Raw genomic sequence first — 15560 nt, 5'->3', positions numbered from 1 at the left:
GATGTCCCGCCCGTCGTCCACAGCGCTCGCGCAGCGGCTCCCCGGCCGCGTCTTCGGCCCCTTCGTGCTGGTGCGCAAGCTCGCCGAGGGCGGGATGGCCGAGGTCTTCCTTGCCAAGCGCGTGGGCACGGGCGGCTTCGAGAAGGCGGTGGTGATCAAGCGCCTGCTGCGCCACCTCTCGGCGCTCAAGGACTTCGTGGACATGTTCCACGACGAGGCGTCGCTCGCCGCGCGCCTCGCGCACCCGAACATCATCCACATCGAAGAGCCGGGCTTCGTCGACGGCTACCACTTCATCTGCATGGAGTACCTCGCGGGCGAGGACCTGCGCTCGGTGCTGCAGCAGGCCACCCTCCAGGAGGACGACGGCCTGCCACTCGCGGTGCTGCTGCGGGTGATGGTGGACGCGGCGCACGGGCTGCACCACGCGCACGAGCTGGGGGTGGTGCACCGCGACGTCTCGCCCTCCAACCTCTTCCTCACCTACCAGGGGCAGGTGAAGGTGCTCGACTTCGGCATCGCCAAGGCCGAGTCGCGCCTCACCCAGACCAACACCGGGGTGGTGAAGGGCAAGTACAGCTACATGGCGCCGGAGCAGGCGCGCGGCGGGGCGGTGGACCGGCGCGCGGACGTGTTCGCGCTGGGCGTGAGCCTGTACGAGGCGCTCACCGGCGTGCGCCCCTTCGCGCGCGACCACGAGCTCGCGGTGCTCAACGCCGTGCTCAGCGGCCAGGTGGTGCCCCCGCGCCAGCTGCGCCCGGAGCTGCCCGCGGCGCTCGAGGAGATCGTGCTGTGCGCCATGGCCGCGGAGCCGGAGCAGCGCTTCGCCACGGCCGCGGCGCTCGCCGAGGCACTGGAGTCGTTTGCCCGCGGCGGCACCCTGCTCGCGAGCACCCCGCAGGTGGCGGCCTACCTGCGCGCCGCCTTCGGCGAGGAGCAGGTCGCGCGCCGCACCCGCATCCCCACCGTGGCCATGCTGCTGAGCGGGGACGGCACGTCGAGCGAGGACACCGCGCTCGAGCTGCCGGGAGCCGGGGGCGCGGGCCGTCACGGGGCCACGGCCGTGCTGCCCACCGAGCCCGCGGCGGGAAGCGCTGCCGGCGCGCCCGAGCCGGAGGTTCCGCGCGCCGGCGCCGCGAGCACGCCGGCTCCGGCCGCCTCGCCCCCGCACGACGCTGCCTCCGTCCCGTGGCTTCCCGCCGCGGCGGAGCCCCCGGCCGAGCTCCTCGCGCGGCGTGGGCACGCGCCTGCCCCGGCCGCGGGGACTGCGCAGCGGGCCAATGCGACTGGCGATGGAGCCGCCGCGGCTGCAGCTCCTGCGGCGCGCGCTCGCGCCGCCGTGGACCCGGTCGCCGCGGCCTGGGCCGCGCGCGGAGCGGGCGCCGCGCACGCCAGCGCGCCGCCCGCGTCCGGCTCGGCGTCGAGCGCTGGGACCCACCCGTCGACGCGCGCGCCTCGCGACCCGTCCGCGCCCACGCCTGCGTATCCGCTGCCCGCGGTGGGTGAACCCACGGCGTCTCTCGCGGGCCCTGCCTCCGGCGCCGCGGAAGCCGGGGGAGGGGATGCGGCAGAGCGCGCACTCCCGGTGACCCGGTCGAGCGCGCACCCGGCAGCGCTCGCGGCTGCGCAGGGCGCTCGCTCCGGGGACCGCCCGCGCGAGCCCGGCTCGACCGCAGCGTCCAGCGCTTCACCGGCGCCCCGCCGCTGGAGCGCGCTGCTGCTGGGTGCGCTGGTGGGCGGCGTGCTCGTCGCAGCGGGCGCGGCGCTCACGGTGAGCCGACTCGAGGCCCCCAGGTCCGCGACCCCACGAGCCGCGCCCGCGCCCCAGGCGGCCGCTCCCGAGGCCTCAGGGACCGTTGCCGCGCCCCCCGCTGCGGCCCAGGTTGCCGCGAGTGAGACCTCCGGGCCCGCCGCCGCTGCGCCGGCTCCCGAGGCCCCCGCGCCAGCGACCGCGCAGGAGGCCACCGCGCCGGCGCTCGCCCCCGCGCGTCCGGCGCGCGCGCGCCCGGTGGTGCTGGACGAGACCGTCATCCGGCGCGTGGTGTCGCGCGGGCAGGCGCGCATCATGGCCTGCTTCGAGGCGCACAAGGCGGACCTCTCCGAGGACTCGGGCGAGGTGCGGGTGCAGTTCGACGTGCTGGGCTCGGGCCGGGTGGAGGCGCGCACGCTCGGGCCGCTCGCCGACACGGCCGTGGGGCGCTGCCTCGAGGAGCAGGTGCGGCACCTGCGCTTCCCGGCCCACCGCGACGAGAAGGTCACCGCGGTGCAGCCCTTCGCCTACCGCGTCACGCGCTAGGCGGCCTCCGCAGGCTCAGATGTCGCGGCGGGCGGAGAGCGCCTTCGCGAGCGTGGCCTGGTCGGCGAACTCCATGTCGCCGCCCATCGGCAGGCCCTGCGCGATGCGGCTGAGGCGCAGGCCCATCGGCTTGAGCAGGCGGGTGAGGTAGAGGGCCGTCGCCTCGCCCTCCACGTCCGGGTTGGTGGCGAGGATGATCTCCTCGGCCTTCCCGTCCCCGAGCCGCTCGAGCAGCTCCTTGATGCGCAGCTGGTCTGGCCCCACGCCCTCGAGCGGGCTGAGCACGCCGTGCAGCACGTGGTAGCGGCCCTTGAACTCGCGCGTGCGCTCCAGCGCCATCAAGTCCGCGAAGCTCTCCACCACGCACAGGAGGCGCTCGTCGCGCCGCGTGTCGCGGCAGAAGCCGCACAGCTCCGAGTCCGTGAGCGCGAAGCAGCGGGTGCACAGGTGCACCTTCTCCTTCACCTCGCGGATGGCCTGCGAGAGGTCCACGGCGTACTCGCCGGGGGCGCGCAGGATGTGGAAGGCCAGGCGCTGCGCGGTCTTCTCGCCGATGCCCGGCAGCTTCGCCAGCTGGGCGACGAGTCGGTTGAGAGGATCGGGGGTCATCCGGCTTTAAGTAATGCCGGGGATCTTGATGCCGCCGGAGATTTTCGCGAGCTCGCGCTGCATGTGATCACGGCTGCCCGCCAGGGCAGCGTTCACGGCTGCGGTGACCAGGTCCTCGAGCATCCCCATGTCGTTGGGGTCGACCACGGCGGGGTCGATCTTGATGCTCTTGACCTCCTGCACGCAGTTGGCGACCACGGTCACGCGGCCGTCCCCGGCCTTGCCCTCCACGGTCTCCTCGGCGAGCTCCTTCTTGCGCGCCTCGATCTTCTCGGTGAGCTTGTTGGCCTGTCGGATGAAGTAGTTCAGGTCGATGCCGGGCATGTCACTTCCTCGTCGGGGACTGCTCTGTGCTCAGTGCTCAGGAGGGGCGCACCCTAGCGCCCGCCCCCGGGGTTAGGAACCGTCTTCCGGACCGTCTGTCGGCGGAGGAGCCGGGCGAGCAGGCTCGAGCACCTGGATGTGCTCGATCTCCCCGCCGAGGAACTTCAGCGCCGCGCGCACCGCCGGGTGGCTGCGCACCTTGCCCTCGGTGCTGCGCTCGTGGGCGCTGCGCTGCTGCTGGTCCTCCTCGGCCACGCTGAGGGTCGCCCCCACGCCGTCCACGGCCTGCTCGACCACGAGCTTCGTGGGCCGGCCGAAGTGCTCGCTCAGCGCGCGCTCCACGATGGTGCGGCCCGCGCTCGCGGTGACGGTGGTGCGGTGGAAGCCCATGGCTGCGGGGTAGGCCACGCCCACCTCGCCCGGACGGATCCAGAGCAGGCGACCGAACGCGAGCGAGGCCCCGTGTCGCGCCGACGCGGCGCGCACCGTGTCCACCGCGGAGCGCCAGCGCTCGGTGAGCGCCTGCATCGGGCTGTCGCGGCTGGGGCGGGCGGGGGCGGCGGCTGGCGCCTCGGAGACGGGCGCACGAGGAGCAGGGGGCTCGGCGGCTCCACCCGCAGCCGCACGCAGGGCCACCGCCGCCGCGGGGGCTGCGGGATCTCCGTGAGGAGCGGAGGCCGGAGCGGGCTCGGGAGCGGCGGCCTCGGGAAGGCACTCGCCGGAGGCACAGCCGCCTGCGGGCCCCTCCTCGGGGAACAGGCGCTCGTCCTCGCCCGAGGGCTCCTCGCGCTGGAGCGCCTCGGCGGCGGCGCTGCGCGCATTCACCGCGCGCACGACGGGCGCCGCGGCCGCGTGGGGAGCCCCGGCAGCGGGCAGGCCGCCGCTCACCGCAGAGGGCGTACGCGGGGGGCCACCCGCCGACGAGGGCAGTCCCCCACCCATCACGGGGGCCGCCGCAGCGGGCACACCGCCGCCCACGGGGCGCAGGGGTGTCGCCGCAGGCCGCGCGGGCTCCTTCACCGGGGTCGCTGCCGAGGGCGCCCCGCTGTGAGAGCCCGCAGCGCCGGAGGAGGGCTGGGAGGACTCGCTGCGCGCAGGCGCCGCGCCGCCCGGAGGCGGACGTGCGCCGGCGCTCACCGGCCGCGCGGGCTCGGGCGGCGCCGTGCGCGCAGGTGCAGCCTCAGGCGCGAAAGGGACCCGAAGCGGAGCGACCTCCGGACGCTCCGGCAGACGCGGGCTTGGCGCCGAGGCCACCGGCGAGCCGGTCCACGCGCGCGAGCAGCTCGGGGATGGAGCCGGCGGGCGAGAGCTGGATGGCCTTGAGCAGGGCCATCTCCAGGGCGAGCCGCGGCTGGGCGGCGCGCGAGACGTCGTAGACGCAGCCGTGCACCACGTCGAAGAGGCGGGAGATCTGCGCGGCATCCGCCTCGGCGGCGAGCGCCACCAGGGCCTTCTGCTCGCTCTCGGCGAGCTCCGCGGGCGCCTGTCCCAGGGTCTTCGCCACGAAGAGGTGGCGCAGCTGCAGGGCGAGCTCCTCGGCGAGCCGCTTCAGGTCCACGCCGCGGTTGAACACGTCCTCCACGCGCTCGAGCACGCGCGCGGCGTCCTTGCGCACCAGCGCCTCGGCGAAGTCCTGCACCACGCCGCGGTCGATGGTGCCCAGCGCCTCGGCCACGGCCTCGTCCGTGGGCTCGGAGCCGCAGGCGGAGAGGATCTGGTCGAGCAGGCTGAGCGCATCGCGCATGCCGCCCTCGCTCTGGCGCACCACCATGCTCAGGGCGCGGTCCGAGATGCCGGCCTTCTCCTCGGTGCAGATGTGCTTGAGGCGCTGCAGCATCACGGCGGCCGGGATGCGGCGGAAGTTGTGGCGCTGGCAGCGGCTGAGGATGGTGTCCGGCAGCTTGTGCGCCTCGGTGGTCGCGAAGATGAACTTCACGTGCCCGGGCGGCTCCTCCAGCGTCTTGAGCAGCGCGTTGAACGCCGCTCCGGACAGCATGTGCACCTCGTCGATGATGTAGATCTTGTGCCGGTCGCGCTGCGGCAGGTACTTCGCGTTCTCGCGGATCTCGCGCACGTTCTCGACGCCGTTGTTGCTCGCGCCGTCGATCTCCGCCACGTCCACGCTGGTGCCCGCGGCGATCTCGGTGCAGGCGCGGCACACGCCGCAGGGCTCCGGGGTGGGGCCCTTCTCGCAGTTGAGCGCCTTGGCCAGCAGGCGGGCGGCCGTCGTCTTGCCCACCCCGCGCGGGCCGCAGAACAGGTACGCGTGCGCGACGCGATCCTGCTTGATGGCGTTGGCCACCGTGCGGACCACGTGCTCCTGGCCCGTCATGTCGTCGAAGGTCTGGGGGCGCCACTTACGCGCCAGGACGAGGTAGCTCATAGGGAGGGTGGAGTCTAAACAGCCGGGACGGGGGAAACCATGCGCATCGCACGCGGCTGGGAGCCGGTAGGGAGCCGGTGAAGCGCGCTTCACTCCCGGTCCTTGCGCCTACCGCCCCAGCGCCTGGAGCACCACGTTCGCCGCGTTGTGCCCGGCCGCGCCGATCACGCTGCCGGCCGGGTGACACCCCGCGCTGCAGAAGTAGAGCCCCGCCACGGGCGTCTCGTAGGGGAGCCGGTCGCTGAAGCCGAGCTTGTTGTCCACGTGGTGGATGTGGCCGCGGCTGATGCCGAAGTGCTTCTCGATCTTCGGCGGCGTGAGCGCGAAGGTGTCCACCACCAGGTCGCTGGTGCCGGGGGCGAAGCGGTCGCACACGGCGAGCAGCTGCTTCACGTAGCGCTGCTCCTCGGCCTCCCAGGTGGTACCCGTGAGCTTCTCCGGCACCCACTCCACGAAGAGGGCGGAGTTGTGGTGCCCCTCGGGGTCGCGCAGGGTGGGGTCCACGGTGGTGTGGATGTACCACTCGATGGAGGGGAACTCGGTGAGCCGGCCGGCGCGCGTGTCCGCGTACGCGCGCTGCAGCGCCCCGAGCGGGTCCTCCTGCGGCAGCAGGTGGATGGTGGGGCCGAACTGCCCGCGGTCCTCCGGCAGGCAGGTGAAGCGCGGCAGCCCCTTGAGCGCCAGGTTCACCTTCATCGTGGTGCCCGGCGCGCTCATCGCCTCCACGCGCGCGCGGTACTCGTCCGGCAGCGCGTCCTCGGAGAGCAGCCCGAAGGTGCGGAAGGGGTCCGCGTTGGAGAGCACCACCGGCGCGCGCAGCTCCTCGCCGCTCTCGAGCGCCACGCCCTGCACGCTGCCTGCCTGCGTGAGGATGCGCGCCACCTTCGCGCCCGTGCGCAGCTCGGCCCCGTGCGAGCGCGCGAGCCCGGCGAGCCCCTGCGTCACGGCGCCCATGCCGCCCTCCACGATCATCCACGTGCCGCCGCTGCCCGGAAGCCGGCACATGTTGTGGACGAGCAGGTTCATCCCGGTGCCCGGCGTGTCGTAGCCGCCGTCCAGGCCGCTGAACGCGTCCGTCACCGCGTACATCGCCTTGAGCAGGTCCGAGCGGAACCCGAAGCGCTCCAGGTACTCGCGCGCGGTGCCGCGGCACAGGCGCACGAAGCGCTCGCGCAGGGCCGGGCGGATGTAGCGCTCGGCCGTCTCCTCCACGCTCACCGGGGCCCGCAGCCACGCGGGCGCCACGTCCTCGCGCAGCTGCGCGAGCTCCGCGTTGAGCTCGCTGTTCGCGCGCCAGTCCTCCTCGGAGAAGAACGCGACGAACTGCCGGTGCATCTCGCGCTCGTCCGAGCCGAAGAGCAGGTAGCGCTTGTCCAGCGTGGGCAGGAAGTAGTGCGGGTCGCGGCGCTTGAGCGTGAGCTTCAGCCCCAGCTCCCGCAAGAGCTCGGGCGGGGCGAGCCCCAGCAGGTAGGCGCCCGTGGACACGCCGAGCCGCGGGGCGCGCCCGAACGGGTACTCCGTCTTCGCGGCCCCGCCCACCTGCTCCTTCTCCTCCAGCACCGTGACCTTGAGGCCGCGGCGCGCGAGCAGCACCGCGCTCACCAGACCGTTGTGGCCTCCGCCGACGATGAGGACATCCGACGTGTGGGGAGCGGGCATGGCGGCCTCCAGGCGGGGTGGGGGAGTGCTCTGCGAAGCTACCTCGGGCGCCGCGCTTGCGTGCCCGGGCGCCGCTGGGGAGAGTGCGCGAGCCAACCCATGCACGCGCCCCTGCCCACCCCCGGCCCTCCTGCCCGCGCGCGCCTGCTGCTGCTCTGCGCCGGGGCGCTGCTGCCCGCGGCGCTCGCGGTGGCCCAGCTGGGCCGCGTGCACCCGGACGAGGTGTACCAGTTCCTCGAGCCCGCCTGGCACCGCGCCCACGGCTACGGGGTGCTCGCGTGGGAGTGGCGCGAGGGGCTGCGCAACTGGGCCCTGCCGCTGCTCGCCTCGTGGCTGCTGCGGCTCGCCGCGCTGCTCGGCCTGGACCACCCGCTCGCCTACCGCGCCCTGCTCGCGCTGCCGCAGGCCGCGCTGCACGGCGCGGTGCTCGCCGCGGCCTACCGCTCCTCGCTGAGGCGCACCGGGTCCGGCGCCGCGGCGCTGCTCGCCACTGCGCTGCTCGCCCTGTACGGCCCGGTGCTGGTCTTCGCGGGGCGCACCCTGGGGGAGTCCTTCTCCGCCGCCTTCCTCGTGCTCGCGGTGTGCGCGCTGGACGGCGCCCCGCGCGAGGGGAACGCGCAGGAGCTCCGGCACGGGCTCTGGGGAGGCCTGTGGCTGGGGCTCTCGGTGGTGGCGCGCTACGGCTCCGCCGTCTTCGTGCTCGCCGCGCTCGCGTGGCTCGCCGCGGCGCGCCGCCTGCGCGCGCTGGGCGGGGTGCTGCTCGCCGGAGGCGCGGTCGCCGCGGGGCTCGCGGCGCTGGACGCGTGGAGCTGGGGCGCGCCACTGCACTCGCTGCTCGCCTACCTGCGCTTCAACGTCCTCTCGGACGGCGCCGTGCGCCAGTTCGGCGCCCAGCCGCCCGGCTTCTACCTCGCGCCGCTCGCGCTCGCGCTGCCCCTCTGGGGCCTGCTCGCGCTGCCCGCCGCCACGCGCTCCCTGCGCGCGCGCCACCTCGCGCTCGCCCCCGTCATGGCGCTCGCCTACCTCGCGGCGGTCGCGGCCACCCCGCACAAGGAGGACCGCTTCCTCTACCCCGCGCTGGTGCTGCTCGCGCTCGCCGCGGCGCCGGCCGCCGCGAGCGCACTGCGCTCACTCGGCTCGGCGCGGGCGCGGACGGGTGGGGCGCTCGCCGCGCTCCTGCTCGGGCTGCTGCCGCTGTGGGGCTATCCCGCGCTGGACCTGCGCGGAGACCAGCTCCGCGCCATCGTGCGCGCGAGCCGCGGCGGCGCCACCGGCCTGCTCATCGTGAACGAGGGGCTGTGGGGCGCCGGCGGCTTCTTCTACCTGGGCCGCCCCATCCCCTGGACGACGTGCGACTGGCCCCGGGATGCCGCCTTCCAGGGCGCGCTCGCCGACCCGCGCTTCAACCGCGCCGTCACCTTCGAGGGCCGCGCGCTCGCCGAGCTGCAGGCGGGGGGCTTCCGGGTGGTGGGGCAGGAGGGGCGCGAGACCCTGCTCGCCCGCTAGCCCCAAAAGCCAGAAGCCGACGCCCCGGGAGGGGCATCGGCTTCCGAAAACGACTCGCTGCTTGTTCGCGAAGAGAACGGCCGGGACACACGCGAGGGTGCGCTACCGTTGCTTCCTTCCGGACCTGGCGGGGTTCGCGTCCCCACGTTGTCCCGACCACAAAGCTTTTCGTGCTGCGGTGCTGCGTACGGAGAGGGTGGGATTCGAACCCACGATACCCTTTCAGATATACACGCGTTCCAGGCGTGCGCCTTCAACCGCTCGGCCACCTCTCCAACTGCCTGAACTTCAAGAGGATGCGGAGAGCGTAGGATTCGAACCTACGATACCGTTCCCGGTATGCCTGATTTCGAGTCAGGTGCCTTCGACCACTCGGCCAGCTCTCCACAAGTATTCAGATGTCACGCTTCTTCTGGCGCAGGGCGCCGAAGAAGGTCTTGAGAAGGAGGCGGCAGTCGTCCGCCAGGATGCCACTCGTCACCTGGAGCCGGTGGTTGTGCCGCGGCTCCTCGACCAGGTTGTACAGGCTGCCCACGGCGCCGGCCTTGGGATCCAAGGTCCCGAAGACGAGCCGGCTCACCCGCGCCTGCACCATGGCTCCGGCGCACATCGCGCACGGCTCGAGGGTCACGTACAGCGTGACCCCGCTCAGCCGCCAGCACCCGAGCGTCCGGGCCGCCTGGTTCAGCGCGAGCACCTCTGCGTGAGCGAGCGGGTCGCGGTCGATCTCCCGGCGGTTGTAGCCGGTCCCCACGACCTTGCCGTCATGGACGGCCACGGCTCCGACGGGGACCTCCCCGAGAGCGGCGGCCTCCTGCGCCAGCGCGAGCGCTTGCTGCATGAAGGCTTCGTCCATGGCGGGGAAGAAGAACTGCGGATGGGGGGAAGATGGCGCTCCCTGGAGGATTCGAACCTCCGGCCTTCGGATTCGTAGTCCGACGCTCTATCCAGCTGAGCTAAGGGAGCGGGTCTTCCAACGCCCTGCAACAACGATAAATGGCGGAGAGAAAGGGATTCGAACCCTTGATACCCTTTCGAGTATGCAGGTTTAGCAAACCTGTGCCTTCAGCCTCTCGGCCATCTCTCCAAACCTTCTCTTTCAAAGAGCCCTGAACTGCAAGAACAATTTCGACTATTTCGGAGGAGGTAGGATTCGAACCTACGGAGAGCTTTCACCCTCTGCGGTTTTCAAGACCGCTGCCTTCAGCCGCTCGGCCACTCCTCCAACTGCCACTTCACCGAAGCCGGCTTGTCCCACCCGTGGTGGCGCGGGGCGAAGCCTTCTACCCTAATTCGCGCCCATTGCAACTGGGATGTGCGCGCCCGGGCTCATTCCGAGTCCCCTCACGCCGGGCGCAGCTCCTTGAGGCCGCCCATGTAGGGCTGCAGCGCCTCGGGGATGGCCACGCTGCCGTCCTCGCGCTGGTAGTTCTCGAGGATGGCCACCGAGGTGCGCCCCACCGCGAGCCCGCTGCCGTTGAGCGTGTGCACGAGCTGGGGCTTGTCCCCCTTCTGGGCGCGGAAGCGGATCTTCGCGCGGCGCGCCTGGAAGTCGCCGCAGTCCGAGCAGCTGGAGATCTCGCGGTAGGTGTCCTGCCCGGGCATCCAGACCTCGATGTCGTAGGTCTTGCGCGCCCCGAAGCCCATGTCCCCGGTGCACAGCAGCATCACGCGGTGGTGCAGCCCGAGCCGGCGCAGGATGTCGCAGGCGTCGTCCGTCATCGCCTCGAGCTCGTCCAGGCTCTTGTCCGGGTGGGCGAACTTCACCAGCTCCACCTTGTGGAACTGGTGCTGGCGGATGAGGCCGCGCGTGTCCTTGCCGGCGCTGCCCGCCTCCTTGCGGAAGCAGGGGCTGAAGGCGGTGTAGCGGATGGGGAGCGCCTCGCCCTCGAGGATCTCGTCCGCGTGGTAGTTCGTGACGGGCACTTCCGAGGTGGGGATGAGGAAGCGCTCCGGCTCCCCCAGCGTCTTGAACGCGTCCTCCTCGAACTTGGGCAACTGGCCCGTGCCGGTCATCGCCTCGCGGCTGACGAGGTAGGGCGGCATGAGCTCGACGTAGCCCTTGCTCGTGTGCACGTCGATCATGAAGGCCACGAGCGCGCGCTCGAGCCGCGCGAGCGCCCCCTTCACGAAGACGAAGCGGCTGCCGCTCACCTTCGCCGCGCGCTCGAAGTCGAGCATCCCCAGCCGCTCGCCCAGCTCGAAGTGCTGCTTCGGCGTGAAGGGCAGCTGCGGCTTCTCGCCCCAGGCCCGCACCTGCACGTTGTCCTCGGCGCCCGCGCCCACCGGCACGCTCTCGTGCGGCACGTTGGGGATGAGGAGCAGGATGGAGCTCAGCTCCTCCTCCACCTCCTTGAGCCGCGCCTCCTTCTCCTTGATCTCCTGGGAAACGGCGCGAAGGTCCCCGCGCAGCGCATCCAGCGCCTTGGGGTCCTCCTTCGCCTTCTTCTTCATCTCCTCGTTCGCGCTGTTGCGCTTCGCGGAGAGCCCCTCCATGGCCACGTAGAGGTCGCGGCGCTCGCCGACCAGCCGCTGGAAGGGACCGAGGTCGAGGCTGCCGCCGCGCGCCTTGAGCCGGGCGACCACCGCATCGAAGTTCTGGGCGACGTTCCTGAGGTCCAACATGGGGGGCACTTGTAGCCACCCCGGCCACAGGCGGCAAGGCTCGCCTTCGCCTTGCCGGACGCAGGCGTCTGCGACGAAACGGCGCGAGGCCCGGGCGCGCCGCGCGGGCGCCCGGGCTCAGCGCCCCTGCTCAGTGCTCGAGGTCGTAGATCTCGTCCTCGATGTCCTTCTTGTCCTCGGCGTCGGGGCGGCGCGAGAGGTAGTCCTTGAAGGCCGCAATCGCCTCGCGCTTCTTGCCCTTCTCCTTGTACGCGAAGCCCAGGTAGTAGTACGGCATCGGGTTCTGGGCGTCGGAGACGATGGCCTTCTTGTACCACTCCACCGCCTTCGCGTGGTCGGCCTGCTCGCTGTAGGCGCGCCCCACCTTGTAGAGCAGGGCGGTGAGGCTGGGGTCCTGCTTCAGCGCGGTCTGGTACTGCGCCACGGCGTCGCTCCAGCGCGCGGCGTTGAAGTACACATCGCCGATGGACCCGATGACGCGCGTGCGCTTCGGGTCCGCCTTCAGGCTCGCCTCGAACGCGCCCACGGCCGCCTCCACGTCACCGCGCTCGAGGTAGCCCTGGCCCAGCGCCTCGTGCGCGTCCGCGGAGGCCGGGTCCAGCTTCACCGCCGTCTTCCACTCCTCCATCGCCTCGCCGAGCTTCTTCGCGTCGCGCAGGATGAGGCCGTAGGTGTAGTGGTAGTCCGCGCGCTTGGGCGCGCGCTCCACCGCGCTGCGCATGCTGTCGAGCGCCTGGGTGTACTCGGCGCGCTTCGCCTTCACCTGCGCGAGGTAGTACAGCGCCTCGGCGTTCGAGGGCTCGGAGCGCAGCGCGAGCAGCAGGTTGCTCTCGGCGCCCGCGAGGTCTCCGCTCTGCAGCTTCACCGCACCCAGCATCACCGGGATGGCGACCGCGCGCGGGTCCTCCGCCTTGGCCGCCTCCAGCTCGGTGACCGCGTCCGCGAGCGCGCCCTGGCGCCAGAGCACCCGGCCGCGGTGCAGCCGCGCCTCCTTCAGCCGCGGGTCCAGCTCCAGCGCGCGGTCCGCCTCGGTCTTCGCGCGCTCCAGCTCGCCGGCCGCCAGCGCCTGGCGCGACAGGCCCAGGTGCGCGTCCGCCAGGTTCGGGTCCAGCGAGACCGCGTGCTCGAAGGCCTCGCGCGCGGCGGCGCCCTCACCGGAGGCGAGCGCGAGCTCGCCCAGGCCCGTGTGCACCAGCGCGCTGTCCGGCTGCACCTTGAGCGCGAGCGCCAGCTGCTCCTTCGCCTTGTCCAGCTGGTTCGCGCGCAGCATGTGGCGCGCGAGGTACAGCCGCGCCTCCACCAGGTCCGCGTCCGAGGCCAGCGCCTGCGTGTAGTGCGTCTCGGCGCTCGCGCTCTCGCCGCGCGCATCGTCGATGCGGCCGAAGAGGTACGCGATGCGGGCGTTGTCGGGGAAGCGCGCGTTGGCGGCCTTCACCGCGTCCAGCGCCTCGCCCATGTTGCCGGTGGCCACCAGCGTGCGGATGTAGCCGTCCGTCGAGTCGATGTTGCGCGGCTCGCGCGTCGCGGCCTCCTTGTACAGCGGCAGCGCCGCGGCGTACTCGCGCTGGCTCAGCAGCACGCGCGCCAGGTTCACCTTCGTGAAGACGCTCTGCGGGTCCTTCTTCAGCGCCTCCTCGAACTCGGCCTGCGCCTCCTTCGGCTTGAACTGCTGCGCGCGCACCACGCCGCGCAGGGTGAGCGCGCGCGCGAGCTCCGCGGGGCCCAGCTCCGCGCGCACCTTCTCCTCGAGCGCGCGCTCCACTGCCGCCTCGCCCTTGGCCACGTCCTTGCGCACCAGCAGCTCCACCGCCGCCAGCTCCACCGCGGACATGGCGTGGCGCGGGTCCGCCTTGAGCGCCGCGTCGTAGGCGCGCGCCGCCTCGTCCGCGCGCGCGGCCGCCTGGTGCAGGTCGCCCAGCGCGTGCAGCGCCTTCGCCGTGGGCTTGCCCTGCGCGAGCAGGCCCTTGAGCACCTCCGAAGCGTCCTTGCCCTGGCCCTTCTGCGCGTAGGCCTCGGCGAGCAGGAACGCGAGCTCCACGTCGCTGCGGTTGCCCTCGCGGCTCCACGCGTCCTGCAGCGCAGGCAGCGCGTCCTCGGGGCGGTGCTGCACCAGCGCCTGGCCCGCGAAGGCCTTCACCACCTCGGGGTCCTTCGCCCCCAGCATCTCCACCGCCGGCAGCGCCTCCTGCGCCCGGGCGAGATCCGCCGGGGTGGCGGCCGCGTAGCGGCGCTGCAGGTAGAACACCGCCTGGCACCACAGCGCGCGCACCTCCGGGTACTCCTTCACCGCGAGCACGCGCTCGCTCAGCGCCTTCGCCTGCTTGTAGCTCGCGAAGGTGTCACCCAGCAGCGCCTGGCGCGCCTTGTTCAGCTCCGCCGCCGCGCCCGAGCCCTCCGAGACGCGCGCCGGGAAGAGCCGGTGCACGCCGAAGGCCCCGTAGCGCGTGAGGCCGAGGCTCGCTCCGGCGAGCAGCGCGAGGCCCAGCGCGCCGGCGCCCAGGAGCACCGGCAGCCGCCGCTTCAGCCGCGCCGTGCCCGCGCCGCCGTCCACCATGGCGGCCGCCGCCATGCGGCCCTCGTACAGCTGCTTCAGCCGGTCCATGCCGAGCGAGGGGTCCTCGTCGCGCCGCTCGAGGTTGGGGATGGCCGGCTCCGCGCCGCTGCCGGCTCCGACGTTGCCCAGCGAGACCGAGCTGCCGGAGCCCGCGGCGCTGCCGCTGCCGGAGGCCGGCGCCTCCATCAGGCGCTGGATGGCCGCGGCGAAGCCCGGCTGGGTGCCGATGGGCGCCCAGCTCTCCGCGTCCAGCGAGACGTCCTCGTTGCCCAGCAGCTGCCCGTCCTCGAGCATCTTGACGACGGCCGCCTCGTCGAAGGGGCCGAACACCTTGCCGGAGCGGCGCCGGACATGGAAGCGCTGCGCACTGCCGCCCGCGGCAGCGCGCGCGGCGCCGCCCTCGTCGATGAAGCTCAGCATCTCCAGCCCCTCGGGGGAGGCGGGCTTCGAGGCGTGGGAGGCGTCCGTGGGGTCGAACTCGAGCGCGCCGGAGGCCCGGGCGGGCGGGGGCGGGGGCTCGCTGAAGTCCACGTCCCCGAAGCCCGTGGTCGGATCCGGCGCGGGCGCCTCCGAGAAGTCCAGGTCCGAGGCCATCGGCACCTCGTCCGCGGGCGTGGGCAGGCTGGAGAAGTCCATCTGCGCGGCGCGCGGCGCGGCCGCCGGCGGCGCGTACGCCTCGCTCGCGGGCGTGGGCAGGCTGGAGAAGTCCATCTCCTGCGCCGCAGCGGGGGGCGGCGGCAGCGCGAACGCGTCGTCGGCGGGCGTGGGGAGGCTGGAGAAGTCCATCTCCTGGGCGCCTGCGCGCGCGGCCACGCCCGGCGCTGCGGCGGGCACGTCGGCGAAGTCGATGTCCTGCGAGGGCAGGGCCGAGGGGTCCACGTCCACCGGAGGCGGCGCGGCCTCCGAGAAGTCGAAGTCGCGCGCGGTGCCCTGCGGCGCGGAGACGCCCGGCAGGGGCAGCGCGTCCGCGGCGAAGGGGTTCGCGCCCGGCAGGGGCAGCGCCTCATCGGCGTAGCGGTTACCGCCCGGCAGCGGCACCGCGCCCGGGTGCGCGCCGCCCGGCAGCGGCACCGCCTGCGCGGGGGGCGCGAAGCCGTAGCCGTCCGCCTCGCCGTAGCCGCCGCTGGCCGCGGGCCCGCCCGCGCCGGGCAGGGGCACCGCGCCCGGCGAGGGCAGGTCCAGCCCGAAGTCGGCCGAGCGCGCGCGCCCCGCGCCCGGCAGGGGCACGGCGGCAGGGGACTCGCCGAAGGCGGCCGGCGGGACCGGCATCGTCATCACCCGCGTGGACTCCGCGTCCCAGTCCTCGCCCGCCGGCGCCGGAGCGCCCGGCAGCGGGATGGCGCCGGGGGCGGCCGCGTAGGCGTTGCCCGGCAGCGGGACGGCGTCCGAGGGGCCGCCTGCAGAGGCGGGCAGCGGGACCGCGTCCGCGGCGAAGGGGTTCGCGCCCGGCAGCGGCACCGCGGCGCCCGCGCTCTCGGAAGCCGGCCGGATGGGGAAGGTGTTCTGACAGCGCGCGCACTTGAGCTTCGCGCCCCCCGGCGGGATCCGCTTGTCATCGATGTTGTAGTTCGTCTGGCAAGACGGGCACGAGACTTTCATGGGCT

10 protein-coding genes, 5 tRNA genes and 1 other RNA gene are annotated in these 15560 nt (G+C 73.4%); 2 read left to right on the top strand and 14 right to left on the bottom strand.

Annotated features, from left to right (window positions below; all coding sequences use genetic code 11):
- The first annotated feature begins 1 nt into the window (after position 1).
- On the top strand, positions 2 to 2296 hold the full coding sequence (locus tag FGE12_RS10730) for a protein kinase (protein WP_153866269.1): 2295 nt from the start codon (positions 2 to 4) through the stop codon (positions 2294 to 2296).
- Between the two features lie 15 nt (positions 2297 to 2311).
- Here FGE12_RS10730 and recR read toward each other — a convergent pair whose 3' ends face one another.
- From recR to FGE12_RS10705, 5 genes are all read right to left on the bottom strand, one after another.
- Positions 2312 to 2905, bottom strand: coding sequence for a recombination mediator RecR (recR, locus tag FGE12_RS10725; RefSeq protein WP_153866268.1), 594 nt, complete (start codon positions 2903 to 2905; stop codon positions 2312 to 2314).
- A 6-nt stretch (positions 2906 to 2911) separates the two neighbouring features.
- The gene (locus FGE12_RS10720; protein WP_153866267.1) at positions 2912 to 3229 is read right to left on the bottom strand and encodes a YbaB/EbfC family nucleoid-associated protein; all 318 of its coding nucleotides are present in this window, start codon (positions 3227 to 3229) and stop codon (positions 2912 to 2914) included.
- 72 nt (positions 3230 to 3301) lie between these two features.
- A complete protein-coding gene (locus FGE12_RS10715; RefSeq protein WP_194797774.1) occupies positions 3302 to 4063 on the bottom strand; it encodes a DNA polymerase III subunit gamma/tau in 762 nt (253 codons plus the stop codon).
- Between the two features lie 346 nt (positions 4064 to 4409).
- A complete protein-coding gene (gene dnaX / locus FGE12_RS10710) occupies positions 4410 to 5612 on the bottom strand; it encodes a DNA polymerase III subunit gamma/tau (protein ID WP_153866265.1) in 1203 nt (400 codons plus the stop codon).
- A 108-nt stretch (positions 5613 to 5720) separates the two neighbouring features.
- Entirely contained in the window at positions 5721 to 7271 is a 1551-nt protein-coding gene (locus tag FGE12_RS10705; protein ID WP_153866264.1) for an NAD(P)/FAD-dependent oxidoreductase, read from the bottom strand.
- Positions 7272 to 7370: 99 nt separating this feature from the next.
- Between FGE12_RS10705 and FGE12_RS10700 the strand changes: the two genes are divergently transcribed.
- The gene (locus FGE12_RS10700; protein WP_153866263.1) at positions 7371 to 8777 is read left to right on the top strand and encodes a mannosyltransferase; all 1407 of its coding nucleotides are present in this window, start codon (positions 7371 to 7373) and stop codon (positions 8775 to 8777) included.
- Positions 8778 to 8847: 70 nt separating this feature from the next.
- On the opposite strand, the gene ffs is transcribed toward FGE12_RS10700, so the two are convergent.
- The 9 genes from ffs to FGE12_RS10655 form a co-directional block, all read right to left on the bottom strand.
- Positions 8848 to 8940: signal recognition particle sRNA small type (gene ffs, locus FGE12_RS10695), an RNA gene on the bottom strand.
- Positions 8941 to 8965: 25 nt separating this feature from the next.
- Positions 8966 to 9052, bottom strand: a tRNA-Ser gene (locus FGE12_RS10690).
- 24 nt (positions 9053 to 9076) lie between these two features.
- Positions 9077 to 9163, bottom strand: a tRNA-Ser gene (locus tag FGE12_RS10685).
- Between the two features lie 8 nt (positions 9164 to 9171).
- The gene (gene tadA, locus FGE12_RS10680; protein ID WP_153866262.1) at positions 9172 to 9633 is read right to left on the bottom strand and encodes a tRNA adenosine(34) deaminase TadA; all 462 of its coding nucleotides are present in this window, start codon (positions 9631 to 9633) and stop codon (positions 9172 to 9174) included.
- 33 nt (positions 9634 to 9666) lie between these two features.
- Positions 9667 to 9743: transfer RNA gene (locus FGE12_RS10675), tRNA-Arg, on the bottom strand.
- Positions 9744 to 9774: 31 nt separating this feature from the next.
- Positions 9775 to 9864: transfer RNA gene (locus FGE12_RS10670), tRNA-Ser, on the bottom strand.
- Positions 9865 to 9915: 51 nt separating this feature from the next.
- Positions 9916 to 10002: transfer RNA gene (locus FGE12_RS10665), tRNA-Ser, on the bottom strand.
- 119 nt (positions 10003 to 10121) lie between these two features.
- On the bottom strand, positions 10122 to 11402 hold the full coding sequence (gene serS, locus FGE12_RS10660) for a serine--tRNA ligase (protein ID WP_153866261.1): 1281 nt from the start codon (positions 11400 to 11402) through the stop codon (positions 10122 to 10124).
- Positions 11403 to 11532: 130 nt separating this feature from the next.
- Complete coding sequence (locus FGE12_RS10655; protein ID WP_153866260.1) at positions 11533 to 15555, bottom strand: tetratricopeptide repeat protein; 4023 nt, start codon at positions 15553 to 15555, stop codon at positions 11533 to 11535.
- Between the last annotated feature and the right edge of the window lie 5 nt (positions 15556 to 15560).

This window comes from Aggregicoccus sp. 17bor-14, from assembly GCF_009659535.1.
In the GTDB taxonomy this organism is placed as follows: domain Bacteria; phylum Myxococcota; class Myxococcia; order Myxococcales; family Myxococcaceae; genus Aggregicoccus.
The sequence above is the reverse complement of the archived record's forward strand: the minus strand, read 5'-3'. Positions and strand labels throughout refer to the sequence as shown.